At 68.5% G+C, this 22,501-nt stretch carries 26 protein-coding genes; 10 read left to right on the plus strand and 16 right to left on the minus strand.

Annotation, left to right across the window (positions count from 1 at the left end; genetic code table 11):
* Positions 1-36: 36 nt before the first annotated feature.
* Both AVL48_RS36605 and AVL48_RS36610 read left to right on the plus strand, forming a co-directional pair.
* A complete protein-coding gene (locus AVL48_RS36605) occupies positions 37-567 on the plus strand; it encodes a MarR family winged helix-turn-helix transcriptional regulator (protein ID WP_061980935.1) in 531 nt (176 codons plus the stop codon).
* Positions 564-1,724 (plus strand): cytochrome P450, encoded by a 1,161-nt coding sequence (locus AVL48_RS36610; protein ID WP_061980934.1) that lies wholly within the window; start codon positions 564-566, stop codon positions 1,722-1,724. Before AVL48_RS36605 ends, AVL48_RS36610 begins: the two co-directional genes overlap by 4 nt.
* A 73-nt stretch (positions 1,725-1,797) precedes the next feature.
* Here the strand turns inward: AVL48_RS36610 and aztD are convergent, their stop codons facing one another.
* The 4 genes from aztD to aztB are packed head-to-tail and all read right to left on the minus strand — an operon-like array spanning position 1,798 to position 5,961.
* Positions 1,798-2,973, minus strand: coding sequence for a zinc metallochaperone AztD (gene aztD, locus AVL48_RS36615; protein ID WP_061980933.1), 1,176 nt, complete (start codon positions 2,971-2,973; stop codon positions 1,798-1,800).
* A 32-nt stretch (positions 2,974-3,005) separates the two neighbouring features.
* Complete coding sequence (gene aztC / locus AVL48_RS36620) at positions 3,006-3,905, minus strand: zinc ABC transporter substrate-binding protein AztC (protein WP_061980932.1); 900 nt, start codon at positions 3,903-3,905, stop codon at positions 3,006-3,008.
* Positions 3,902-5,113 carry a PQQ-binding-like beta-propeller repeat protein gene (locus tag AVL48_RS36625; RefSeq protein ID WP_061980931.1) on the minus strand — a complete coding sequence of 404 codons (1,212 nt, stop codon included), beginning with the start codon at positions 5,111-5,113 and terminating at the stop codon, positions 3,902-3,904. Before AVL48_RS36625 ends, aztC begins: the two co-directional genes overlap by 4 nt.
* Positions 5,110-5,961, minus strand: a complete 852-nt coding sequence (aztB, locus tag AVL48_RS36630; RefSeq protein WP_061980930.1) for a zinc ABC transporter permease AztB — start codon at positions 5,959-5,961, stop codon at positions 5,110-5,112. Before aztB ends, AVL48_RS36625 begins: the two co-directional genes overlap by 4 nt.
* A gap of 47 nt (positions 5,962-6,008) precedes the next feature.
* Here aztB and aztA point away from each other — a divergent pair, with 47 nt between their 5' ends.
* Positions 6,009-6,719, plus strand: coding sequence for a zinc ABC transporter ATP-binding protein AztA (gene aztA, locus AVL48_RS36635; RefSeq protein WP_061980929.1), 711 nt, complete (start codon positions 6,009-6,011; stop codon positions 6,717-6,719).
* A gap of 75 nt (positions 6,720-6,794) precedes the next feature.
* Here the strand turns inward: aztA and AVL48_RS36640 are convergent, their stop codons facing one another.
* From AVL48_RS36640 to AVL48_RS36655, 4 genes are read right to left on the minus strand one after another with little or no spacing between them, the layout of a single operon-like run.
* The gene (locus AVL48_RS36640) at positions 6,795-9,050 is read right to left on the minus strand and encodes a heavy metal translocating P-type ATPase (RefSeq protein WP_061981139.1); all 2,256 of its coding nucleotides are present in this window, start codon (positions 9,048-9,050) and stop codon (positions 6,795-6,797) included.
* A gap of 29 nt (positions 9,051-9,079) precedes the next feature.
* Positions 9,080-10,009, minus strand: a complete 930-nt coding sequence (locus tag AVL48_RS36645) for a hypothetical protein (RefSeq protein ID WP_061980928.1) — start codon at positions 10,007-10,009, stop codon at positions 9,080-9,082.
* A 54-nt stretch (positions 10,010-10,063) separates the two neighbouring features.
* Positions 10,064-10,270, minus strand: a complete 207-nt coding sequence (locus AVL48_RS36650; RefSeq protein ID WP_061980927.1) for a heavy-metal-associated domain-containing protein — start codon at positions 10,268-10,270, stop codon at positions 10,064-10,066.
* 29 nt (positions 10,271-10,299) lie between these two features.
* Complete coding sequence (locus AVL48_RS36655) at positions 10,300-10,581, minus strand: metal-sensitive transcriptional regulator (RefSeq protein WP_061980926.1); 282 nt, start codon at positions 10,579-10,581, stop codon at positions 10,300-10,302.
* A gap of 149 nt (positions 10,582-10,730) precedes the next feature.
* On the opposite strand from AVL48_RS36655, the gene AVL48_RS36660 reads away from it, so the two are divergent.
* Positions 10,731-11,012 carry a metal-sensitive transcriptional regulator gene (locus AVL48_RS36660; protein WP_061980925.1) on the plus strand — a complete coding sequence of 94 codons (282 nt, stop codon included), beginning with the start codon at positions 10,731-10,733 and terminating at the stop codon, positions 11,010-11,012.
* Between the two features lie 50 nt (positions 11,013-11,062).
* Here the strand turns inward: AVL48_RS36660 and AVL48_RS36665 are convergent, their stop codons facing one another.
* The 3 genes from AVL48_RS36665 to AVL48_RS36675 are packed head-to-tail and all read right to left on the minus strand — an operon-like array spanning position 11,063 to position 12,685.
* Entirely contained in the window at positions 11,063-11,611 is a 549-nt protein-coding gene (locus AVL48_RS36665; protein WP_061980924.1) for a cysteine hydrolase family protein, read from the minus strand.
* A gap of 31 nt (positions 11,612-11,642) precedes the next feature.
* Complete coding sequence (locus AVL48_RS36670; protein WP_061980923.1) at positions 11,643-12,074, minus strand: VOC family protein; 432 nt, start codon at positions 12,072-12,074, stop codon at positions 11,643-11,645.
* 50 nt (positions 12,075-12,124) lie between these two features.
* Positions 12,125-12,685, minus strand: a complete 561-nt coding sequence (locus tag AVL48_RS36675; protein WP_061980922.1) for a PadR family transcriptional regulator — start codon at positions 12,683-12,685, stop codon at positions 12,125-12,127.
* Between the two features lie 123 nt (positions 12,686-12,808).
* On the opposite strand from AVL48_RS36675, the gene AVL48_RS36680 reads away from it, so the two are divergent.
* Both AVL48_RS36680 and AVL48_RS36685 read left to right on the plus strand, forming a co-directional pair.
* The gene (locus AVL48_RS36680) at positions 12,809-13,192 is read left to right on the plus strand and encodes a nuclear transport factor 2 family protein (RefSeq protein WP_061980921.1); all 384 of its coding nucleotides are present in this window, start codon (positions 12,809-12,811) and stop codon (positions 13,190-13,192) included.
* A gap of 103 nt (positions 13,193-13,295) precedes the next feature.
* Positions 13,296-13,490: an ANTAR domain-containing protein gene (locus AVL48_RS36685; protein ID WP_061980920.1), complete on the plus strand. Its 195-nt coding sequence runs from the start codon at positions 13,296-13,298 to the stop codon at positions 13,488-13,490.
* A 188-nt stretch (positions 13,491-13,678) separates the two neighbouring features.
* On the opposite strand, the gene AVL48_RS36690 is transcribed toward AVL48_RS36685, so the two are convergent.
* Positions 13,679-14,356 (minus strand): DNA alkylation repair protein, encoded by a 678-nt coding sequence (locus tag AVL48_RS36690; protein ID WP_208616232.1) that lies wholly within the window; start codon positions 14,354-14,356, stop codon positions 13,679-13,681.
* A gap of 296 nt (positions 14,357-14,652) precedes the next feature.
* Here AVL48_RS36690 and AVL48_RS36695 point away from each other — a divergent pair, with 296 nt between their 5' ends.
* Positions 14,653-15,000 carry an STAS domain-containing protein gene (locus tag AVL48_RS36695; RefSeq protein WP_063816500.1) on the plus strand — a complete coding sequence of 116 codons (348 nt, stop codon included), beginning with the start codon at positions 14,653-14,655 and terminating at the stop codon, positions 14,998-15,000.
* Here AVL48_RS36695 and AVL48_RS39420 read toward each other — a convergent pair.
* Positions 14,990-15,151, minus strand: coding sequence for a hypothetical protein (locus AVL48_RS39420; RefSeq protein ID WP_156515798.1), 162 nt, complete (start codon positions 15,149-15,151; stop codon positions 14,990-14,992). The two genes, AVL48_RS36695 and AVL48_RS39420, sit on opposite strands and share 11 nt — an antisense overlap.
* On the opposite strand from AVL48_RS39420, the gene AVL48_RS36700 reads away from it, so the two are divergent.
* The 3 genes from AVL48_RS36700 (at position 15,144) to AVL48_RS36710 (ending at position 18,974) form a co-directional block, all read left to right on the plus strand.
* Positions 15,144-16,070, plus strand: a complete 927-nt coding sequence (locus AVL48_RS36700; protein ID WP_061980917.1) for a universal stress protein — start codon at positions 15,144-15,146, stop codon at positions 16,068-16,070. The genes AVL48_RS39420 and AVL48_RS36700 overlap by 8 nt on opposite strands.
* A 95-nt stretch (positions 16,071-16,165) precedes the next feature.
* Entirely contained in the window at positions 16,166-17,623 is a 1,458-nt protein-coding gene (locus tag AVL48_RS36705; RefSeq protein WP_061980916.1) for an aminotransferase class I/II-fold pyridoxal phosphate-dependent enzyme, read from the plus strand.
* 268 nt (positions 17,624-17,891) lie between these two features.
* Entirely contained in the window at positions 17,892-18,974 is a 1,083-nt protein-coding gene (locus tag AVL48_RS36710; protein WP_061981137.1) for a carboxylate-amine ligase, read from the plus strand.
* Between the two features lie 9 nt (positions 18,975-18,983).
* Here AVL48_RS36710 and AVL48_RS36715 read toward each other — a convergent pair whose 3' ends face one another.
* From AVL48_RS36715 to AVL48_RS36725, 3 genes are all read right to left on the minus strand, one after another.
* Positions 18,984-19,430 (minus strand): DUF6098 family protein, encoded by a 447-nt coding sequence (locus AVL48_RS36715; protein WP_061980915.1) that lies wholly within the window; start codon positions 19,428-19,430, stop codon positions 18,984-18,986.
* 144 nt (positions 19,431-19,574) lie between these two features.
* Complete coding sequence (locus AVL48_RS36720) at positions 19,575-20,489, minus strand: alpha/beta hydrolase fold domain-containing protein (RefSeq protein ID WP_061980914.1); 915 nt, start codon at positions 20,487-20,489, stop codon at positions 19,575-19,577.
* Positions 20,476-22,500, minus strand: a complete 2,025-nt coding sequence (locus AVL48_RS36725) for a CocE/NonD family hydrolase (protein WP_061980913.1) — start codon at positions 22,498-22,500, stop codon at positions 20,476-20,478. The genes AVL48_RS36720 and AVL48_RS36725 overlap by 14 nt, the downstream gene beginning before the upstream one ends.
* Position 22,501: the final 1 nt, after the last annotated feature.

The following is a 22,501-nucleotide window of genomic DNA, read 5'->3' on the forward strand; positions in this document are numbered from 1 at the left end:
GGCACATTACATCGTTTTCGATGTATCGTTTCCGATATGAAGGCCAGCGAGCTGTACCTGCTCGGCAAGCATCTGATGGAGCTCGCCTCCCGGGGCATGCGTGACGACACGGATCCGGAGACCCCGGAGATCTACGACCTGCTCATCTCGGTGCTCGTCGAAAGTCCGGCCATGTCGATCGGCGAGCTGACCGCGCGCACTGGTTTCGCGCAGAGCCATGTCTCCGCGGCCGTCGCGAAGCTGCGGGAAGGAGGTGCCGTGGTGACGCACCCGGATCCGGCGGACCGGCGCCGCACCCTGGTCACGCCGGTCGAGGGGCTGGTGGAGGCGGTGACCCACCGGCAGCAGCGTGCTGCCGAGCAGATCATCGCGGAGGCGCTCGCCGAGCTCGATCCGGACACGGCCGCGGTCGCGGACCGGGCCGCGCGACTCACGCTCGCGGCGGAGGAGTTGTACCGGGTACTGACCGCTCGCGCGTTGGGCGTGCCAGGGCATCTCGACCTGATGCCGCTGAACTCGCTGACCGAAAAGGCGACCGAAAGACCGAAGAGGAGGGGAAAATCATGACTGGGGCGATCGATTACCCGTTCACGCAGGCGGAGCCGTTGCGGTGCCCGGCGGAATTCACCCGGCGGCAGGACGAGGAGCCCGTCGGCCGTGTCCGGCTGGCGTCCGGCGAGGACGCCTGGCTCGTCACCCGTCACGCCGACATCCGGACGTTGCTGGCCGATCCGCGGTTCCGGCCATGGGTGCCCGGAACTCCCGTGGACAGTGGCGGCGAAATGCTCTTCACCATGTCCGGGCCCGAGCACACACGGCTGCGCCGTATCGCGGCCAGAGCCCTCACGCCTCGCCGGACCGAGTCGCTGCGGCCACGGGTCGAAGCCGTCGCGGCGGACCTGGCCGCGAAGCTGATCGCGCAAGGACCGCCCGCCGACGTGCTGGAGGGATTCGCGATCCCGTTCGCCCTCTCGGTGCTCAACGAACTTCTCGGCGTCCCGCCGTCGGCTCGCGACGATCTGCGGACCTGGACCGACGGAATCGTGGCGGTGTTCACCGCACCGGACTACGCGGAGATGGCCGAAGCGGCGCAAAACCTGGGCGGCTATCTCGCGGAACTGGTCGAAGCGAAGCGGAACATGCCCGGAGACGACCTGCTGACCGGGCTCATCGAGGCGCGGGACGACTCAGGTGACGCCTTGCGGCCGGAAGAGGTCACCCACCTCGCCTTCGCGATCATGATCGCCGGATACGTCCCGCCCGCGAACGCGCTGGCCCAGGCCGTACTGCGGCTGGCGGTCGCACCGGAGCTGCCCCGGGATCCCGGCTCCATGTCCGCGCTCGTCGAGGAACTCCTGCGCCAGGACCAAGGTTCGGCCGCGGACCAGGGACGGGTGGCCGTCGAAGACGCCGGGATCGGCGGGGTCCCGATCCGCGCCGGCGACTTCGTCCTCGCGCCGCTGCGAGCGGGTAACCACGACCCCCGGCGGTTCCCCGAGCCGGAATCGGTCGATCTCGCTCGCGCGCCGGGGCATCTCACCTTCGGGCACGGGCCCCATCACTGCCTGGGCGCGGCTCTCGCCCGGCTGGAACTCCGGATCGGCCTCACCGCGCTGCTGGGCGTCGCGCCGCGACTGCGGCTGGCCGTACCGTTCGGGGAACTCACCTGGCGGCGGATGTTCCTGACCCTGCAAGGACCAGTCGCCGTACCGATTGCTTGGTGACTCCCTCCCCCAAGTACATGAAGGCCCCCTTCACTGCGCCTGGCGCAAGGAAGGGGGCCATCACACGACCGGTTTAGTGGGCGAGCACCCCGCTGACCTCGTTCGGCGTCCCCGGCAGCGCGCCGGTCGTGGTCTTCGTACCGGAGGCGAGATCGACGGCGTGAATCTCCTTCTTGCCCGGATCGGTGACATACGCCGTTCCGCCACGCACGAAGATCGCCGGCCGCGGCCGCTGCCATTCGAGCGGTTCCTGCCAGGAGCCGAGCACCGCGATCTTCTTGGTCACCGCGCCGGTCACCGGGTCGATCACGTGGATCTGCCCGTCGGTGCCCAGTACCAGTGCCTCGCCCCGCGGGCCGCGCGCCAGCGACCGGAAGGTGTAGCTGGTCCCGAGTTCCACGTGCTTGAGCGTCGCCTTCTCGGTGTCGATCAGCGACACCCGCGTCGGACGCTCGAGTTCCGCCGCCTTGTCGACCTTGTAGTCGCCCAAGGTGATCGGGGAAAGGTCCGAGCCGGCCTGGTTGCCGATACGGCCGTAGGGGTCCGGGCTGGGGACCTTGGTGATGGCGCCGTCACGATAGATGAGGACGCCGGTCTCGCAGCCGATCACGACCGCTTCGCCCCGCGCGGTGGCTTCACCGTGTACGCCGGGGCACTGTTCGTTGCGCGCGATCTCTTTCTTGTCCTTGTCCAGCACCACGATGCCGGGTCGGGCGTCCTCGTTGCCGATGGTGGTGACCAATTCGCCACCGGTGAGTTCGACGGCCACGCCGTGATGTGCCTCCGGCGTCTTGTGTTTCGGCGCGGGCGGAGCCGAGGCGCCGAGTGTCTTCGGATCGAACACCGTCACCTCACCGGTCCCGTCCGCGAACAGCACCGTCTTGCCGGCGTGGCGGACGACGTGCCCCGGTTTGGCCGCCTTGACCTCGGTGTCGGTCAGCACGGCGCCGACGGCGTCGAGCACGCGGAAGCCGCTGGAAGTCGAGACCAGCAGATGCCGGTCGTTTCCGGCCGGGTTGAGCCGGTTGAAGCCGCCGAGCGGGAGATCCTTGGCCATCTTCAAGGTTTTTCCGTCGAGCACCAGGATTCCCCCGTCATAGGTGACGGCGACGGGGTCGGTCACGACGGCCGCCGACGCCGGGGTGGCACCTTGAGCCCGCGGTGCCGGTTCTTCGGTCGCGCAGGCGGCGAGCGCGAGCGTGCTCACCGCCGTCGTCATCAGTGCGGCATATCGGGTGGGGCGTGCCATTCAACTGCACCTTTCTTCTGTGCCAGGTCTTTTCAGGAGCGGGTCAGGCCGGTGGTGATCGACTCGGTGTTGGCGCGCATCATGTCCAGGTAGGTGGCCGCGCCCTGGCCCGGTTCGCTGAGCGATTCGGAGAACAGCGAGCGCACCGCCACCCGCAGGCCGGCCTGCTCGGCCAGCACCCGGGCGAGCCGGTCGGGCTGGGAGGAATCCGCGAAGATGACCGGAACCCCGGCCGAACGCACGACGTCGGCCAGCGCCTTCAGATCCGACGAGCTGGGTGAGGCGAGGGTCGTTCCACCGGGGATCACGGCGCCGACCACCTCGAACCCGTAACGCTGGGCGAGGTAACCGAAAACATGGTGGTTGGTGACCAGCTTCCGCCGCTCCGCCGGGATGCTCCCGAACTTCCGGGTCATCATGGCGTCGAGCGCCTCGATCTCGCCGCGGTAGCGGTCGGCGTTGGCCCGGATCACCTTTTCGTCGACTCCGGGCACCCGGGCGACGATCTCGTCGGCGATCACCTTCACCGCGTCGCGCACGCGGCCCGGGTCGGTCCAGAAATGCGGATCCTTGGTGCCGCCCGCGTAGTCGATGGGATTCGCCCGCTCTCCCACAGGAAGGGCCGCCACGCCGTTTTCCTCGGCGGTGCGCACCGTGCGCAGCATGCCTTCTTCGAGCCCGAGTCCGTTGTAGACGATCAGCCCGGCGCGTTCGACCTGTGCGGCTTGCTGCGCGGAGATCCCGAACGAATGCGGATCGGCGTTCGGTTTCATCAGCACGGTCACCTCGGCCTGCTCCCCCACGATGTTGCGGGTGAGGTCGCCGAGGATGTTCGTGGTGACGACGACGGAGTTCCGGCCCTCGCCACTCGCGGAACACCCGGAGAGCGCGAGCGACACCGCGGTGACCAGTGCGAGCAGGCGGCGGCTCATCGACCGGTCTCCACGATGTGACCGGCCTTGCCGTCGACCCTCAACGTCCTGGCGCGACGGAGGTTGTCGTTGTAGTCGATCTCGTACACCTCTCCGGAAAGCGGGTTGTTGACGTACGCCCGCGTCGTGTCGACCTGAATCGAGGGCGCCGCGGCCGCGGCAGCCTCGGGCGACAGCAACGAGATCCGGGCCTGCTCCTTCCCGGTAGCGCCGTCGTAAGCGCGCAGGCCTCCATCCCGCGCCAGCACCAGAAGGGGGCCGCCCTCCCCCACCGCGTTCACCGCGGCGACCGGTCCGGTCTCGAGGTATCGCCAGGCCCGGCGGCCGACGTCCAGCGACCACACCGCGCCGTCCCCGGATTCGGCCACGAGCGTGGTGCCGCCCGGCCGATGGGAGAACGCGGTGGCGCGCTCGTGTGCGACGGCTTCCGGCGGGTACGGGATCTTCTCACCGGTGAATGTGCCGTCCTTCTCCGTGACCAGCAGTGCGCCGTCCGCGCAGCCGAACACCACGCCCCGTCGGGTCACCGCCTGCCCCTGCAGTTCCGGGCACGGCGGATCGAGCTCCGCCACCGGTTTTCCTCGCCGGTCATGGACCCGCACCCGGTGGGCGTACGGCTTGCCGGGGTCCGCCACCGAAGCCAGGATGTGCTTGCCGTAGGGCACCGCGACGCCGGCGTGTGGCTCGCGCACGATCCTGCCCAGTTCGGCCACGGAACCCTTGTCGAGCGCGGCCCGGTCGAGCACGGACGCTGAACCGTCCGAAAAGGACACCACGGAAACCACCGGATCGCTGTACGCGCCCAATGGTTGTTTTCCCGGCGCCAGGCCGACTTCCCGGGGCTTCGCGCGGTAGTAGTGCACATGGTCGCCGTGGTCGACCATCCAGGCTCCGCTGTCGATCACGCGCACCGAAGCGTCACCGCCGGTCAGATAACCGAACCGCCCGTCGCCGATCAGGCCGCGTACCCCTTCGACGCGTCCGGCTTCGTGCACCTCCTCGGTGATCAGGTCCACCACGCGCACGGCACCCGAGGCGGGATCCGCGACGATCAATCGTGACTGCGCCTCGGCGGCTTCCTCGGCGCCTTCGACATAGCCATGCGGGACCTCCGCGGCGGTGTCCCGCGGCGGCTCGCCGCCACAGGCCGCCAGAGTCACCGCCGTGACCGCGAGAACGACCGCCGTCCGGCTTTTCTTGAGTCTCATCGTGAACGCTCGATCTCCAGTGTCGGGGAACGGAAGTGCTGTCGCGCGAAGGAAAGGGCCGCGGAGAGGAAGAACAAACCGACCGCGCCGGCGGCGATGGTCGCGCCGGCCGCGGTATCCCAGTGCCAGGACACGAGCAGACCACCGACCGTGGCCACCACACCCAGCAGCGCGGCGACGAGCATGATCGTGGTGATCCGCCGCGACCAGAAGAGCGCCGCCGCCGCGGGGGCGATGAGCAGGCCGAACACCAGCAGCGTCCCCACCACCCGGAACGAAGCGACGATCGTCAGCGTGACCAGCGCCAGCAGCACGGCGTTGGCCAGGCGCGGACGCAGGCCGAGGGTGTGGCCTTTGCGGACGTCGAAGGTGAGCGCGGTGAAGGACCGGTGGCCCAGCAGCGCCACCGCCGCCACGACGACCAGCGTGATCGCCAGGCCCACCAGATCGGCGGAGCCGACAGCGAGCACGTCACCGAAGAGGAATCCGGTGAGATCGACGGCGAACGACCGTGAATGCGAGACGATGATCACGCCACTCGCGAGCATGCCGACGAAGAGAAGTCCGATGGTGGTGTCCTCCGACAATCGCCGCGAGCGACCGAGTGCCGTGACGCCGAGCGCCATCACCCCGGCGCTGACCGCGGCGCCGATCAGCAGGTTCACGCCGGTCAGCGACGCGACCGCCACGCCGGGCAACATGCCGTGCGACATGGCGTCGCCGATGAAGGCCATCCCCCGCAACACCACCCACGTACCCACGACCGCGCACACCACCGACACGAGCACGCCCGCCACGAGCGCTCGCTGCACGAAGGACACCTCGAAGGGGACCAGTAACCACTCCACGCGAACCACTATAATGGTAATGATTGTCATTATCCGAATGAGGTGGGATGAACTCGGACACAACCGCCCTCACACTCGACGGCGTACATGCGCACTACGGCCACCGGGAAGTGCTGTGCGGCGTCACCGCCGAGGTGCCGCACGGGCGCCTCACCGCGGTCGTCGGCGCGAACGGAGCAGGCAAGTCGTCGCTGCTCAACGTCGTCGCGGGGGTTCTGCCACCGACCGCCGGTTCCTGCACCCGCCGGGATCCCCGCCGCGTCGCTTACGTGACCCAGCAGAGCGAGGTGTCCTCATCGCTCCCGGTCACCGTGCGCGCCACCGTCACCATGGGTCGCTGGGCGCACCGCGGCCCGTGGCGCCGACTGTCCGCGATGGACCGTGAAGTCGTCGAGGAATGCATGGCACGTCTCGACATCACCTCGATCGCGCACCGGATGCTGGGCACTCTGTCCGGTGGCCAACGTCAGCGGGCGCTGGTGGCGCAAGGGCTGGCGCAGCAAGCCGGACTGCTGCTGCTCGACGAACCCTCGGCCGGTCTGGATCTGCACGCCCGGGCCATGATCGACGAGGCACTGCGGACCGCGCTCGCCGAAGGGACGACGATCCTGCGCGTCACCCACGATCTCGCGGTCGCACGCCGAGCGGATCACTGTTTGCTGCTGCGGGACGGTCACCTCGTCGCCGCGGGTCCGCCGAGTTCGGTATTGACCTCCGGCCAGGTGGCGGAAGCCTGGGGAATCCCGTTGACCGACTGAGATGCGCCCGCAGGTCCGTGAAGGCCTCCTTCCCTACGGTGAGGGTAGGGAAGGAGGCCTTCACGGACCGCTTGCTCAGCTCGCTGTGCCGCGGAATCCCTTGAGCCGCAAGCTGTTCGTGACCACGAAGACCGAGCTGAAGGCCATCGCGGCACCGGCGATCATCGGGTTGAGCAGCCCCGCCGCGGCCAGTGGCAGCGCCGCGACGTTGTAGGCGAAGGCCCAGAACAGGTTGCCCTTGATGGTGCGCAACGTCCGCCGGGAAAGCCGGATCGCGTCCACCGCCGCCCGCAGATCCCCGCGGACGAGGGTGAGATCCGACGCCTCGATCGCGACGTCCGTCCCGGTACCCATCGCCAGGCCGAGATCGGCCTGGGCCAGCGCGGCCGCGTCGTTGACGCCGTCACCGACCATCGCGACCACCTTGCCTTCGCCCTGCAGCCGCTTGACCACGTCGACCTTGTCCTTGGGCAGGACCTCGGCGATCACCTCGGTGATCCCCACCTCCGCCGCCACCGCGCGGGCCACGGCCTCGTTGTCGCCGGTGAGCAGGACCGGGGTCAACCCGAGCGCCCGCAGCTGCGTGATGGCTTCGGCGGAGGTCGGCTTGACCGTGTCGGCGACGACGAGGACGGCGCGGGCCTTCCCGTCCCAGCCGACGACAACCGCGGTGCGGCCCTCTTTCTCCTCGGCCGCCTTCACCTCGGCGAGCGCCTCCGGCAGGTGATGCGCCCACTCTTCCAGCAGGGCGCTGCGCCCGGCCAGTACCGCCTTGCCGTCGACGATCCCTTGCACACCAAGACCTTCGACGTTGGCGAAGCCCTCGACCGACGGCAGCTCACCCACCCGCTCGCGGGCCGAGCGGGCGATGGCCTGCGCGATGGGGTGCTCGGACGCGTCTTCCAGCGCGCCTGCCAGCCGCAGGGTCTCCTCGGTGTCGACACCGTCGGCGACGTGCACGGCCACCAGCGACATCTGCCCCGTGGTCACGGTGCCGGTCTTGTCGAGGACGACCGTGTCCACGGCGCGGGTCGATTCCAGCACCTCCGGCCCCTTGATCAGGATCCCGAGCTGCGCGCCGCGGCCGGTGCCGACGAGCAACGCGGTCGGCGTCGCCAGGCCGAGCGCGCACGGGCAGGCGATGATCAGCACGGCGACCGCCGCGGTGAACGCCGCCGCGACCGAACCGCCCGCCCCGAGCCAGAACATCAGCGTGCCGGCGGAAAGCGCGATCACGACCGGTACGAACACCGCCGACACCCGGTCCGCCAGCCGCTGGACCTGGGCCTTCCCGGTCTGGGCGTCCTCCACCAGCTTCGCCATCTGCGCCAGTTGCGTGTCCGCGCCGACCCGTGTCGCACGGACGACGAGCCGTCCGCCCGCGTTGACCGTCGCACCGACCACCGCGTCCCCGGGACCGACCTCGACCGGCACACTCTCCCCGGTCAGCATGCTTGCGTCGACGGCGGAACTGCCTTCGGTGATGACACCGTCGGTGGCGATCTTCTCGCCCGGCCGGACCACGAACTCGTCCCCCACGGCCAGCTGATCGACCGGGATACGCACTTCCCCGCCGTCGCGGAGGACCGCGACGTCCTTCGCGCCCAGCTCCAGCAAGGCCCGCAACGCCGCGCCCGCCCGCCGCTTGGAGCGGGCCTCGAAATAGCGTCCGGCGAGGATGAACGTCGTGACACCGGCGGCGACCTCGAGATAGATGTTGCCGTCACCGGCCATGCGCTGAACCGTCAGCTCGAAGGGATGCGTCATCCCCGGCGTCCCGGCTGTCCCGAACAGCAGGGCGTACAACGACCACAGGAACGCCGCCAGCGTGCCCATCGAGATCAGCGTGTCCATGGTGGCCGCGCCGTGGCGCAGGTTCGCCCACGCCGCCTTGTGGAACGGCCACGCCGCCCACACCAGGACCGGTGCGGCCAACGTCAACGAGATCCACTGCCAGTAGGTGAACTGCAGCGCGGGCACCATCGCCAGCAGGATCACCGGCACCGACAGCACCGCGGAACCGATCAGCCGCTGCCGCAACGGCGCGATCGGATCGGCCTCTTCACGAGGCTCGCCGAGGTCGGCGCTCTTCGCCGGGGCGGGTACGGCGGCCGAGTATCCGGCCGCCTCCACCTGTTCGATCAACCGCCGCGGTTCGATACCGGCTGGATAGGTGACCTTGGCCTTCTCGGTGGCGTAATTGACGGTCGCGGTGACCCCGTCGAGTTTGTTCAGTTTCTTCTCGATGCGCATCGCGCAGGACGCGCAGGTCATGCCGGTGATCGCGAGTTCGACTTCGGTCGTCCGCGCCTGGTCGACATCGGATGTCATCGTGCTCACTCCTTTTCCGACTCTCGCGGTCAGCCGTGTCCGCCGTGGCCGTCGTCGGCCACCGGCGCGGCGGTACCCGTGGCGACGGTGAACTCCGCGGTGCGGACCTTCCCCTGGTGCTGGAAATCCAGGAACAGCCGATAGGTGCCGTCGGACGGGACTTCCGCGAAGAAGGTGATGGCGGGTCCGGGTGCGGTACGGCCGTCACCGGGCTCACCGTCGGGGTGCACGTGCAGGTAGGCGAGGTCGCCGCCGCGCAGGGCCACCAAGTGTCCGTAGGCTCCGAGGTAGGGCTGCAAGTCGGTCACGTCCTGGCCGTCCTTGGTCACCATCAAGGTCACCTTCGAAGACCGGCCCGGCGTCAGGTCACCGTCGAGGCGGACCCGGTAGCCATCGACGTTCGCGACACGCGACGGCTGGTACTCGACCGGCTTGAAGTCCCCGGCCGCGGCGACGTCGACCCCCAGCGTGGTCGCTGTACCGCCTGACGGTTTGAAGTCGGCGAAGACGCGGTAGGAACCCGCCTCCGGCAACGCGAGCGGCACCGTCCACGTGCCGTCCGCCCCCAGTTCGGGATGCACGTGCCGGAAGCCGGCGGTGTCGCGGCGGACGACGATGAGATGCATCCGCTTCTCGTGTTCGACATCGTAGGCGGTGATCGGCGCCCCGTCGGAACCGAGAATCCGGAAGGAGAAAGGCCGGGTCGTCCCCGGCGTGAGCGTCGTGGTGGTGGGCGTGAGGGTGTAGCCGCCCCTGGACGACGCGAGCCCGCCGGGCTCGTCGGTCCGCGCTGCCTCCGCGACAGTGCCGCTGTGAGCGTCCCCGTGCCCGGCGTCCTCGCCGCCGGGCAGGCCGGCGGCGCCGGCGAAGGGACCGACAGCGCTACCGGCGGCCCAGGCGCCACCGGCGACCAGGGCAAGCGCCACACCGTAGGCGGAGAGCTTCGCTGCTGTGTTCATCGTGAAGTCCTTAGTACGGGCCATGGGCCCGTGGTCATGGAGCCGCCGCGCGAATCAGGCGGTCAGCTCGTATCCGGCTTCTTCGACGGCCGCGCGCACGTCGGCGACCTCGGGTTCCCGGGAGCTGATGACGGTCACCGCGCCGGTCGGCAGGTCGACACGGACGTCCGTGACGCCGCTGATCTTCCCGACCTCTTCGGTGACCGAGCTGACGCAGTGGCCGCAGGTCATGCCGGTGACGGTGTAGGTGGTCTCGCGCATGGTGTTCTCCTCCGTTTTCTTCGGGTGACTCAGGAACGGACGAGGCGGGCGATGACGTCGCTCGCCTCCTTGATCTTCTCGTCGGCTTTGGCGCCGCCCTTGGCGATGGCGTCGGACACGCAGTGCTTGAGGTGTTCGTCCATCAGCCCCAGCGAAACCGATTGCAGCGCCTTGGTCGCGGCGGAGACCTGGGTGAGGATGTCGATGCAGTACTCGTCCTCGTCGACCATCCGCTGCAGGCCCCGGATCTGTCCTTCGATCCGTCGCAGCCTGGTCAGGTATTCGTCATTGCCTTGCGCGTATCCGTGCATGTCCGACCTCCTGACACCGACCCTACATACCCTAGGGGGGTAGGGCAAGCGGCATACCCCGGTGACGTATGCCACGACACCGCCACCGACGCGCTCCACGCACCGAACGGGCATGCTGGGACGAGACAGGGCGAACCGGAGGGACGGACGTGACCGGTCACGGCGACAGCAAGACGAACCACCTCAAGCGCTTGCGCCGCATCGAGGGGCAGCTCCGCGGACTTCAGAAGATGGTCGAGGAGGACGAATACTGCATCGACATCCTCACGCAGGTCTCCGCGGCGACCCGGGCGCTGCAGTCGTTCTCGTTGGAATTGCTGAAGCAGCACATGGCGGGCTGCGTCGTCGAGGCGGCGGCGAAAGGGGGTCCGGAGGCGGACCGAAAGATCCGCGAGGCCTCGGAAGCGATCGCACGTCTCGTCCGCTCCTAGCCACTCCCCCGGCCACTTCCCGCATTCAGAGGACTAAACGCGGAAGTGGCTCATCGCGTTGACCACTCCGCGGAGGAGACGACCTCGAATCCCCGGCTGGGGAAGACGGCGTCCATGAAGAAGTCGTGCATCGCCGGATCGCCGTCGGCGCAACCATCGCGGAGCACGGTCACGTGGTAGCCGCGGTCCGCCGCGTCGTAACACGTCGCGGCCACCATCGCGCTCGTCGCGACCCCGGCGATCGCGACGGTGTCGACACCGCCCGCCCGGAGCACCAGGTCGAGATCCGTACCAGCGAAAGCGCTGGCACGGCGTTTCAGTACGACGACGTCCTCGTCGGCGACCGGCAAAGTGAGTTCGGTGCCCGCCGAGCCTTCATGGAAGGTGTCCCCGGCTTCGAAGAACGATCTGACCAGCGCGTTGCCCGGTGGCAGGTCCGCACCGTTGCCTCGCATCGCGAAGTGCACGAACACGACCCGGACACCGGCGGCGCGGGCACGCGGAAGCAGTTCGGCGACCTGCGGCAAAACCTTTCCGGCGAACGGATACTTGTCCGTGATACCTCGCTGGAGGTCACCGATGATCAGCGCGACGGTCAAGACGGGCTCCTCTCCAGCAGACGGCTGTGTGTCAGACGACGAAGACGCAGAACGGGTGTCCCGCCGGATCCGCGTACACGCGCAGCGGTTCGTCGGGGTCGTCGCTGCGGTCGAGCAAGAGCCGGCCACCGAGTTCGAGGACGCGTGCGTGCTGCGCGTCGAGCTCCTCGACCGAGTCCACGGTCAGGTCGAGGTGCAACTGCTGGGGCACCGGGGCGGGATCCGGCCAGCTCGCTTCGGGCAGCCGATCGACCCGCTGGAAGGCGATTTGCACGCCGCCTGCCGGGTTTCTCAGTACCAGCCAGTCTTCGCCGCGCTCGTCTCCGGCTCCCGCCGACGGCGGTTCGTCGCCAGGACGGTAGTTCCACACCAGCAGCCGCCGGTAGAACTCGGCGAGCACACGGGCGTCGGTGCAGTCCAGCACCACCTGACAGAACGTCGGACCCTTGTTCGGCTCGACCACGCAGCCACCTCCGGCTCTTCCACCCCATCCCTCAGTACCTGCAGTGAACCTCAGCTCACCGCCGCGCGCTGATCGAGAACGGCGAGAACCTGTTCACACCAACGAATGTTTCCCTGCTCGAACGAGATCCCGCGCGCGAGCGTCAAATAGGGGCCGACCCGGGGCGCGGTAGCGAGAAAGTCCGGCTCGGTGGCGTCACCGAGCAGCCGCTCCCGGAGGCGTTCGAACCGGTTGAGTTTCGTTTCGGCCGTGGCCATCCGGTCCACCACGGCGCGCCGGATCGCCTCGTCGTCGCCCGCTTCGACAGCCTGGATCTGCACGAGCAGTTCGTCACGGATCGCGGTGGGCTTCGGTGCTCGCGTGGTGAAGTCGGCGAGTTCGGCCGCGCCGGCGTCGGTCAAGGAGAAGAGCCGCTTGTTCGGACGGCGCCCCTGTTCGACGACCCGTGCCGCCACCAGGCCCTGCGACTCCATCTTGTCCAGCTCCCGGTAGAGCTGCTGCGGCGTCGCGGTCCAGAAGTTGGCGACCGACGCCTTGAAACTCTTCGCCAGGTCGTAGCCGGAGGATTCACCCTCCAGCAGCATCGCCAGGATCGCGTTCCGCAGCGCCATGGGCTGATCGTAGTCAGCTCGTAGATTAGTCGCAAAGTTGATTACCCACTTGATGGACACTGGACCGGCGAGCATCTACGCTCGGCCTCCTCTACTCAACAAGTTGACTAAGAGGAGCTCGCCATGCCCACGTTCCGTCAGGCCGTCGAAGCGAAAGACGCTGCCGCGATCGAAGCGATGCTCGCCGACGACGTGGTCTTCACCAGCCCTGTGGCGTTCAAGCCGTATCAGGGCAAGGCGATCACCGCGGCCATCCTGCGCGGTGTCCTGCGCGTGTTCGAAGATTTCCGCTATGTCCGCGAGATCCAGGACGGCACGCACCACGTCTACGAGTTCGAAGCGATGGTCGACGGGTTGCGGATCAACGGCTGCGACCTCCTGACCTTCGACTCCGAGGGCAGGATCGCCGACTTCAAGGTGATGGTCCGGCCGCTGCGTGCGGCGGAAGCGCTCGCGGCGCGCATGGGCGCCCAGTTCGAAGCCATCAAGGCCGACGCGCTGGGCTGAATCGGGCGGCGGATTGGGCCGATCGGGGCGGAACCGTCACTCGTCCTGGTCAGTGTGGCGGGCCCGGGTTTCAGGACGAGCGGGAGTGCGCGATCCTCGATCTGTGACGACCGACGACAACATCGACGACGCGCGCTGGCGTGCCTCCTTCTGGCGCGAGATGGCGACGATCGAGCGAGCCAAGGGCGCGCTCATGGAACGTCACGAGGTCGACAGCCACGCCGCCGCGGCACTGCTGGCGTTGTGCGCCGAGCAGGACGGCATCGAGATTTCCGAAGCCGCTCAGCGGCTGAGCTGAGGAAGAGGGCCGTACGCGCAGCCGTCGCGACCGGTGGTGCGGCTGAGGCTGATGGTGGGCTTCCCGGGAAGGTGCCGCACGAGCATCGTCACCCGGTTTCGCACCTTGATCACAACCTGGGGACCGGCGATGAAGGAATACGAGTCCCTCAAGGAGTGAACCACCGTGGGCTGAACCCGAATCGCCACTCAGGACTGGCCGGCGTGCCGTCTGCTCACGATCTCCGTGATCCAGACGGGCGCGAACGGGGACGTGCAGTTCGGCGGAGTCGGATAGTCCTTGAGGACCTCCAGGCGCTCCCCGATGTCGATCGCCCGGGCACGATACTCGGGGTGGTCGATGCCGATCTGCGCCAGGCAGTGGTTCATCGCCCACTGCAGACGGTCCGGGGCTGCCTTCATCTCCGCCTCGATGACGTCGAGCAGACGAGACAGGTCGAGGCCCTCGGGCTTCTTCGTCACGCGCTCGGTGGTCAGTGCCCAGCCCGCGCTCGCGACCACCGGATCCGGATCGGCGAACCAGGCGGACCGCAGCCCTTCGGCGTGCGGGTTCTTCTTCACCACATAGTTCACGAGCCAGTCGTGCACCTTCGGGGTCCGCGCCTCCCGCACCATACGGTCCAGATCTTCACGGTCGAACGCCTTCGGGCGGCAGATCAGGAGCGCGAGCAGTTTCGCCGCGGTGTCGCCGGTCTCCCAGAGCTCGCGGGCGAGCTCCTGCTGGGTCTTCAGCCGTTTGGCGAACGCGCGCAGCTTGCCGAGGTTCACCCCGTGATCGTCACCGTGTTTCTCGTTGACCTGGCGTGCTCTCTGGTCTTCGAGCGCGGCGAGTTCGGCCATCACCTCGGCCATCGTCGTCCCGGACACTTCAGCCTCCTGTCACCGCGAGTGGCGTTCAGCCTACGAGGCGCTTCCGTGTGGAGCAGTCGCCGTCCGGATCGGGCAACCGGGTGACCGGCCCGAAACGCTCATCCAGCGGTGCGGGCAGAGGGGCTGATACGGTTGCCTGGTCGCGGTTCAGACACCAGCCGCCGGGCCCTTTCTTTTTTTGGGTCCGGTATGTCCCGTACCGGGGCAGCAGCCGGGCCCCGTACCGGCAAGGAGTCAATTTGACCGACTATCGCGCACCGGCCGCCGAGCGGCCCCGTTCAACCCGGAGATTCGTGTCCCCTCTCGACGTCTCGGTCACCGCGTCCGACACCGATACGGTGGTCACCGTTTCCGGTGAAATCGATCTCGCCGTCTCCGACGGCCTGCGGCAGACCCTGGAGGAAGAGCTCCGGTTCAGCCCCGCGGCGCTGATCGCTGACCTGTCCAAGGTCACCTTCTGTGACTCGTCCGGCTTCACCGCCTTCGTCCAGATCCGGGCGAAGGCCGATGAGGCGGGCGTCCCGTTCATCCTGGTCACCCAGGAGCGGGCCTTGCTGCGCCCCATGTCTCTTCTCGGCCTCGATGCCGTTTTCAACGTGCATCCGACCCTGGAATCGGCCCGGGACGCGCTCACTCGCTGACGCCCGGTTCCCCGAGTGCCTGCTCGCCGGCGTAGCCGAGCGGCCTCGGGGATGCCACTCGTCGGGCGGCCGACGAACTGTCCACCCGCTGCTTGAAGACCTCGTGAAACGGGTACTTCCCGGCGAGTCGGGAGGTGATGGCGATGTCCACCGCGCAGACCGGTGCGGGCCCGGTCGTGGTCGGGTTCGACGGTTCGGGCGAGGCCCGGCGGGCCGTTCGATGGGCGCTGACCCAAGCGAAGACGCGGGCACGCGGTCTGGTGCTCGCTTATTGCGCGCGTGACCGCCTGCCTCCGCCCGGCGCCGACCTGGTGGCCTCCCCGCTCGCGGGAGCCGTTCCGGAGGCCGCCGACGAGGCGGCCGCGGTGGAACCGGCGCGTCGGCAGCTCGGCTCGATGGCCGAAGCGCTTCATCGCACCGAGCCTGACCTCGACGTCCGGACGGTCGTCCGCGGCGGCACCCCGGAGGCGGTACTGACTTCGGTCGCCGACGAGACGGACGCCGCGATGATCGTGCTCGGGGAATCCCACACCGGCGTCTTCACGCGAGCGATGCTGGGGTCGACCGAAGCCGAAGTGACCAAAACCGCCGGACGGCCGGTCATCGTCGTCCGCGGTGAAGAGTCCGCCCCCGGCGGGCCGGTGGTGCTCGGCACCGACGGCTCCGAGCAGAGTTCCGCCGCGGCCGCCTTCGCGTTCGACTTCGCGGCGCGTCACGGCTTGGCGGTGCACGCCGTCCACGTCGCCCGGATCCCGGTCTGGGGACCGACGAGCGAGCCGCTGCTCGGCGGCCCGATCCTCGACCCCGCGCCCGCGGCACCCCAGGAGATCTCCGACGAACTGGTCGACCGGCAGCTGAAACCCTTGCGCGAGCGGTTCCCCGAGGTGGCCGTGGAGGTCGTGCACGGTATCGGTCCCACCGGGCAGGCACTGACCGGACAGTCTTCGGACGCGGCCTTGCTGGTGCTCGGCCGGAGCGAGCACGGCCCGCTGCGGCGGCTGCTGCTCGGCTCGATCAGCGACGACGCCCTCCATCACGCGCGCTGCCCCGTCGCGGTGGTCCGCGCCTAGGGTAGGGGCGCAGGATCGATTCCAGCAGCGTGCGGTCCGTGTAGGCCAATCTTTCGAGTGGTTTCCGCGATTCACTCCCCGGCTACACCGATCGTATGGATCATCGCAAGGCACCGGTACTCGAGGCGTTGCGCGAGTACCGTGACCGCGGCTTCGTACCGTTCAACGCGCCTGGTCACAAACAGGGCCGGGGCGTCGACCCGCGCGTACTCGAAGTGGTGGGACCGGACGTGTTCGCGTCGGACGTCATCGCGCTCAACGGACTCGACGACCGGTTGATGCGCGCCGGTGTCCTTGCCGAAGCGCAGAAATTGATGGCCGACGCCGTCAGCGCGGAGCACACCTTCTTCTCGACCTGCGGCAGTTCACTCTCGGTCAAAAGCGCGATGCTGTCGGTCGCCGGTCCGCACGAAAAGCTGCTCGTCCCCCGGCACGCGCACAAATCCGTGATCGCGGGGTTGATCATCAGCGGCGTCTGCCCGGTATGGGTACGGCCGCGCTGGGACACCGAACAGCATCTGACCCATCCCCCGGGCCCGCAGGAGTTCGCGGCCGCGTTCGAAGACGAGCCGGAGGCCAAGGGCGCGCTCATGGTGACGCCGACCGATTACGGCACCTGCGGGGACATCCGCGCGGTCGCCGACGCCTGCCATGACCGCGGCATTCCCCTGATCGTCGACGAGGCGTGGGGAGCGCATCTGCCCTTCCACGACGATCTGCCGCCGTGGGCGATGGACGCCGGCGCCGACGTCTGCGTGACCAGCGTGCACAAGATGGGGGCGGCGGTCGAGCAGAGTTCGGTGTTCCATCTTCAGGGTGACCGCGTCGATCCGAACGTGCTCAAGGCACGGGAAGACCTGCTGGGCACGACCAGCCCGAGTTCACTCGTGTACGCCACGCTCGACGGCTGGCGACGTCAGATGGCCTTGCAGGGCAAGGAATTGCTCGCCGCCGCGTTGAAGCTGGTCTCGTCGGTGCGGCAAAGCGTCGCCGAGATCGGCGGTCTCCGGGTCCTGCATGACGAATTCCTCGGGCCGCGGCTGGCCGATTCCGTCGACCCGCTCAAGGTGGTGATGGATGTGCGCGACCTCGGGATCAGCGGATATCAGGCCGCGGACTGGCTGCGGGAGCACCGTGACGTCACCGTGGGGTTGTCGGACCATCGCCGGATCGTCGCGCAGTTCAACCATTCCGACGACGAGAAGACGGCGACCGTCCTGCTCGACGCGCTCGAAGCGCTGACCGAAGCCGACCTGCCGGCCCCGCCCGAAGTCCGCATCCCCGATCCCGCTGACTTCGAACTCGAGACGGCGATGCTGCCGCGTGACGCCTTCTTCGGACCGGCGGAGCAGGTGGCGGCCGACCGCGCCGTCGGCCGGATCTGCGCCGAGATGATCACGCCTTACCCGCCGGGAGCGCCCGCCGTCCTGCCCGGCGAGGTACTGACCGAACCGATCCTGGACTACCTGCGCAGCGGGCTGGGGGCGGGAATGGAACTGCCCGACCCGGCGGACGCGGAACTGAAGTCGGTCCGGGTGGTCGCCCGCCGGTGACCGGCTCATCGCGCGGGCTTGGGCCAGCGCGATGCCGACGCCCGCCACCTTGTCCCACGCCTCCCCGACCGAGCCGACCCGGCCGGACAGCAGCTGGTCCTCCAGGTGATCCTGCAAACCGGGCAGCAGGTGGGCGAGGTCGTCGGCCAATTGCCGCAGCGCGCCGATACGGCGGCTCCGCCGACCTGGATTCCATGCCGTGAAGTACCCCTTTCGGCGTGGCGGAAAACCACGTTTGGCCAGGGCATACCTCGGGTATCTGCCGCAGGTGAAAGACGACGTACTCACGTTCGGTATCGAGGAAGAGTTCTTCGTGGTCGGCCGCGACGGTCACCTGGCCCCGGCGGGCGACATGGTCGTCGACGCCGCGGATGAAGACGAGGGCGAGCTTCAGCACGAACTCACCCGGTCACAGGCCGAATCGGCCACGGACATCTGCACCACGCACGATGAGGCGCTGCGGCAGCTTCGGAACCTGCGCGCGGATCTGGCGAGTGCCGCCGCCCGGCGGGACTGCCGCCTGTTGCCCTGTGGCAGCGCCCCGCTGGCGGAAAGCGAACTCCCGACGATCACGCCGAATCCACGCTACGAGCGGATGGCCGAACACTTCGGAGCCATCGCCCGCACCTCGCACACCTGCGGCTGCCACGTCCACATCGCCATCCCCGACCGGGAAACCGGCATCCGGGTCCTCGCGCGGGTCCGCCCGTGGCTGCCCGCCTTGCTGACCGTCACCGCGAACTCGGCCATCTGCGACGGCTACGACACCAGTTACAGCAGCTGGCGTTATCAGCAGTGGAGCCGGTGGCCCTCGGCCGGACCCCCGCCTGCCTTCACCTCGCTGGACCAATACGAAAGCATCGTGGACGCCTGGTTGCGCGCGGGCGCGATCCTCGATCGCAAGATGATCTACTGGGACGTAAGGCTTTCCGAAAATCAGCCGACACTGGAGTTCCGGTTCTCCGACGTCGCCGCCACCCCCGAGGAAGCGACTCTGCTGGGAGTGTTGATCCGCGGCATGGTCGCCACGATCCTCGACTCGGACGAACGGCCGGCCGAACTGCCCAACGAAGTCCTGCGAGCGCACCTTTGGCGTGCTTCGCGGGAAGGCTTGTCCGGTCGCTGCCCCCATCCCCGCACAGGTGACCTCGCTCCCGCCACGGAGGTGCTCGAGGACGTCGTCGCCTTCGCCGCGAGTGCGCTCAAAGAGAGCGGTGACTACGACTTCGTCCGGGAAGGCTGTGTCCGGCTCGTCGAAGGCGGCAGCGGAGCGGACCGGCAGCGTGCCCGGTTCGCGGAACGTGAACGGGCCGAGGACGTCGTCGAGCTACTGGCCGTGCGGACGGAGTGAACCCCACTCTCAGGCTCGGTCCAGCTCCGGCGGGCGGCGCAGCGGACCCCATTGAGCGTCCTCTTTCGCGTGCTGCTGCAGCAGATCGCGCGCTTCGTCCAAGACGTCGGTGGAAATCCGGGCGACCGGCTCCGGATCGGTGAGCAACGGCTCGTTGTCCGGTCCGGTGCCGGCGATCCGGCCCGAGAGGACCCAGGGTTTCGTGTCCCGGCGCCGTTCATGCTGAAGGTGGCAGTAGTCGTAGAGCTTCCTGGCCAGCCACAGGTCCAGCGGCTGGTCGCGCCACCACGGTTCGGGTTCGAGGGGGTTCACCGACAGGCCGGGCAGTTCCACCCCGGTGAGCTCGTCACGGCTGGTACCCGGCCGGTGCTCCGGCGACGGCGCCCAGCGCACGTACAGTTCTTTCCGTCCCCGCACGAGGTCGGCGAGCTCCCTCAACGAAGTCACTTGCTGCATCTGTCCGCTCCACAGTGGTCACGGTGACCGGCGCGCCGGCGTCCCTGCTCCGCCGGGACTGCCCACGCCGGTCCACCTCGCGGCCGGGGGCGCACAACCTCGTTGCCCCGGCCGCTCGTCTCCGGTTACCCCTTCAGACCGCCGCTACACGGAACGACGGTCCACAAGGTGCGCGATCTCCTCCACCACCCGTGTCGCCTCCGGGATCGACGCGATCATCCAGGCATGGATCATGCCTGCGTACTCGTGGTAATCGAGCCGGACGCCCTGTTCGGTGCAGAGCGTCCGCAGTCGTCGCGCGTCGGCGAGCAGGACGTCCCTGGTACCGATGTAGGTGGTCAGGTTCCCGAGACCGGTGAGATCCCCGGAGATCGGACTGAGCCGGGGATCCGTCCGCGGCAGCGGTCCACTGTAGAGCCGTGCCGCCTCGTTCAGCCCGGTGAGCGCGAGGGATGGATCCCGCCGGTCCAGTGCGGGCTGGGCCGGGTGGCTCATCGTGAGATCCAGCCAAGGCGACAGCAGCACGGTCTCCTTCGGCACCGGACGCCCGTCGTCACGCAACGACTTGACGAGTTCGAGCGCGATCCCCGCACCGGCGGAGTCACCCATCACGACCTGGTCCTCCGGCTGGAGGCCGGCGGCGAACTTGTCGTAGGCGCGCTGGACGAACTCGACGGTCTCGGGGCACTGATGTGCGGGCGCCAGTGGATAGATCGGGACGGTCACCGTGCACCCGGTACGGGTGATGAGCCGGCCGAAGAACTTCCAGTGGTCGTGCTGGATCTGGTGCACGTAGGCGCCGCCGTGGAAGTACAGCACCTGCTTGCCGATCCCGGCGTCGTGCGGCCGGATGGTGTAGCAGGGCCGTCCATCCACTTCGGACTCCCGGACGTCGAACCGGCGGCGGATCGACCGGCTCGGTTCGGTGTGGCCCGCACGCTGGCTGCGTTCGATGCTTCGTCGGAAACGGTCGATGTCGGCGTAGGTCCGTTTCCGTTTGGTGATCCGTGACCAGGCGTAGAGTGCCTTTGCCCGCAGGCTTGGCTCAGACGTGGTCACGGGGCACCGTCCGATGCCAGTTGCGGGAGAACACCCTTCGTTCCCCCTCGTACCCGTCGAGCTGGGCGTCGATGACGAACTCGGTGGGGGTGCAGGAAACCCGGGTGCGGGTCTCGGACCTGGCTTCCCAGTCACCCCGGGAGAAGGTGATCGACCACGAGGTTTCCGCCACCGGGGAACAGAAGTCGTCCGCCACCCACGAGTAGCGCTCCAACACGTTCCTGGTGACTTCGAGATCGATGTCCTCGAAGCGGACCTTGCCCTCGTTCTTCACGATGTCGAGCGCGGACCGGTAGTCGATCAGGTCACGGGAGACGGTCCAGCGTTGCTCACCGGGTTCGAGTTGCGTGGCGGGCAACGGTTCCGTGCCTTCGGGCTCGTCGAACGGACGTGCGGGCACCTCGTCCGCTTCGGCCATCGGCCGGACCGGGAGGGTGAGCGTGCTCTGTCCGGTGTGGACGGTCACCATCGCCGGTTCCGGCGGTGGCCAGGCCAGCGGCCAGTACGACGACGAGAGCGAAAGCCGGATCCGGTGCCCGGCGGGGAAGGCCTGCGCGACCGCGTTGAGTTCGATCCGCACCCGGTAGCGTTTCCCCGGCTCCACCGGTTCCGGATCGTCGTGCCCGTCCCGATGGGTCAGGTTCAGCAACCCGTAGGTCACCCGCGTCGCCCGGCCGTCCGGCGCGACGTCGGACAGGCGGGCGGCGACCATCGCCACCGGCTTGTCCGCGGAGACCTCCAGCTCCACCACCGGTGAACCGAGGATCTCGCACGGTTCGGTGAGTTCGTCGGTGTCGAAGACGAGGGAGCCGCCGTCCTCTTCCCGCTGGTCGTACGGCAGGTCGGGCGGTGCGCTGTAGGAAGCCCACTTCCCCGCGAACTGGCCGACCGACAGCGGCGAGGAAACGGACAGCCGCTCCTGCGGGACCTCTTCGCCCGGCCGGGCGATCCGGTGCCGGGTGAGCCGGTGTTCCGACGGGTGGACGTGCGGTGAAGGCCAAGACGGTTCGCCGACCCAGCGGCCGGGCCGGTCCTCGTAGGACGTCGACGGCGGTACGCTGTCCTGCATCCAGGTCTGGAGCATCGGCCCGTCCATGACGCCGTTCTCGATGTCCTTCAGCCAGTGATCCCACCAGCGGACCAGCTCCTGCAGGTACCCGATGGCCGGACCCGGCCGGCCCAGATGCGGGTACTTGTGCGACCACGGCCCGATCAGCCCTCGGCGCGGGACGTCGAGATTGGCCAGCAGCCGGGATACCGCGTTCGAATAGCCGTCGGCCCAGCCGCTGGAGGCGAGCACGGGCACCTGGACGTCGCTGTAGTTCTCGCAGACCGAAGCGTGCCGCCAATAGCCGTCACGACGCTGATGGCTCAGCCACTCACCGATCCAAAGGCTGCAGTTCTCCAGCCGTTCGAACCACAGGTCGCGCCACCGCTCCCCCGCCAGCGCCGGGTCGGGCGGCAACGTGCTGTAGGCGAACATCGTGGACGCCTCGGCGACGTTGTCCGACAGCAGGCAGCCACCCATGTAGTGCATGTCGTCGGCGTACCGGTCGTCGGTGAAGGACGAGATCGCGATCGCGGCGAGGCCGGGCGGTTTGCGCGCGGCGGTCTGCAACGCGGCGAACCCGCCCCAGGAGATGCCCATCATCCCGGTCCGGCCGGTGCACCACGGCTGCGCCGCGATCCATTCGAGGACCTCTTCGGCGTCGAGTTGCTCCCGTTCGAGGTACTCGTCGGCGAGCACGCCCTCCGACTCCCCGGACCCCCGGATGTCCACGCGGACACAGGCGTACCCGTGGCCCGCCAGATACGGATGATGCACCGAGTCCCGCACCGACGTCAGATCGCGATGGCGGTACGGGATGTACTCCAGGATCGCGGGCACCGGTTCGGTGTCCGAGGCGACCGGACGCCAGATCCTGGCCGACAGCCTGATCCCATCGGACATCGGGATCCAGACGTGGTCGTCCTCGGTGATCTCGTACGGCAGCGAAGCCACCGTCCGCATG

Source organism: Amycolatopsis regifaucium (assembly GCF_001613935.1).
GTDB lineage: Bacteria > Actinomycetota > Actinomycetes > Mycobacteriales > Pseudonocardiaceae > Amycolatopsis > Amycolatopsis regifaucium.

Coding starts and splice junctions, on each gene's coding strand:
- AVL48_RS36605 (WP_061980935.1), top strand. CDS start 37: ATGAAGGCCAGCGAGCTGTACCTGCTCGGCAAGCATCTGATGGAGCTC.
- AVL48_RS36610 (WP_061980934.1), top strand. CDS start 564: ATGACTGGGGCGATCGATTACCCGTTCACGCAGGCGGAGCCGTTGCGG.
- aztD (WP_061980933.1), bottom strand. CDS start 2,973: ATGGCACGCCCCACCCGATATGCCGCACTGATGACGACGGCGGTGAGC.
- aztC (WP_061980932.1), bottom strand. CDS start 3,905: ATGAGCCGCCGCCTGCTCGCACTGGTCACCGCGGTGTCGCTCGCGCTC.
- AVL48_RS36625 (WP_061980931.1), bottom strand. CDS start 5,113: ATGAGACTCAAGAAAAGCCGGACGGCGGTCGTTCTCGCGGTCACGGCG.
- aztA (WP_061980929.1), top strand. CDS start 6,009: ATGAACTCGGACACAACCGCCCTCACACTCGACGGCGTACATGCGCAC.
- AVL48_RS36640 (WP_061981139.1), bottom strand. CDS start 9,050: ATGACATCCGATGTCGACCAGGCGCGGACGACCGAAGTCGAACTCGCG.
- AVL48_RS36645 (WP_061980928.1), bottom strand. CDS start 10,009: ATGAACACAGCAGCGAAGCTCTCCGCCTACGGTGTGGCGCTTGCCCTG.
- AVL48_RS36650 (WP_061980927.1), bottom strand. CDS start 10,270: ATGCGCGAGACCACCTACACCGTCACCGGCATGACCTGCGGCCACTGC.
- AVL48_RS36655 (WP_061980926.1), bottom strand. CDS start 10,581: ATGCACGGATACGCGCAAGGCAATGACGAATACCTGACCAGGCTGCGA.
- AVL48_RS36675 (WP_061980922.1), bottom strand. CDS start 12,685: ATGGCGCTGCGGAACGCGATCCTGGCGATGCTGCTGGAGGGTGAATCC.
- AVL48_RS36680 (WP_061980921.1), top strand. CDS start 12,809: ATGCCCACGTTCCGTCAGGCCGTCGAAGCGAAAGACGCTGCCGCGATC.
- AVL48_RS36700 (WP_061980917.1), top strand. CDS start 15,144: ATGTCCACCGCGCAGACCGGTGCGGGCCCGGTCGTGGTCGGGTTCGAC.
- AVL48_RS36705 (WP_061980916.1), top strand. CDS start 16,166: ATGGATCATCGCAAGGCACCGGTACTCGAGGCGTTGCGCGAGTACCGT.
- AVL48_RS36715 (WP_061980915.1), bottom strand. CDS start 19,430: ATGCAGCAAGTGACTTCGTTGAGGGAGCTCGCCGACCTCGTGCGGGGA.
- AVL48_RS36725 (WP_061980913.1), bottom strand. CDS start 22,500: ATGCGGACGGTGGCTTCGCTGCCGTACGAGATCACCGAGGACGACCAC.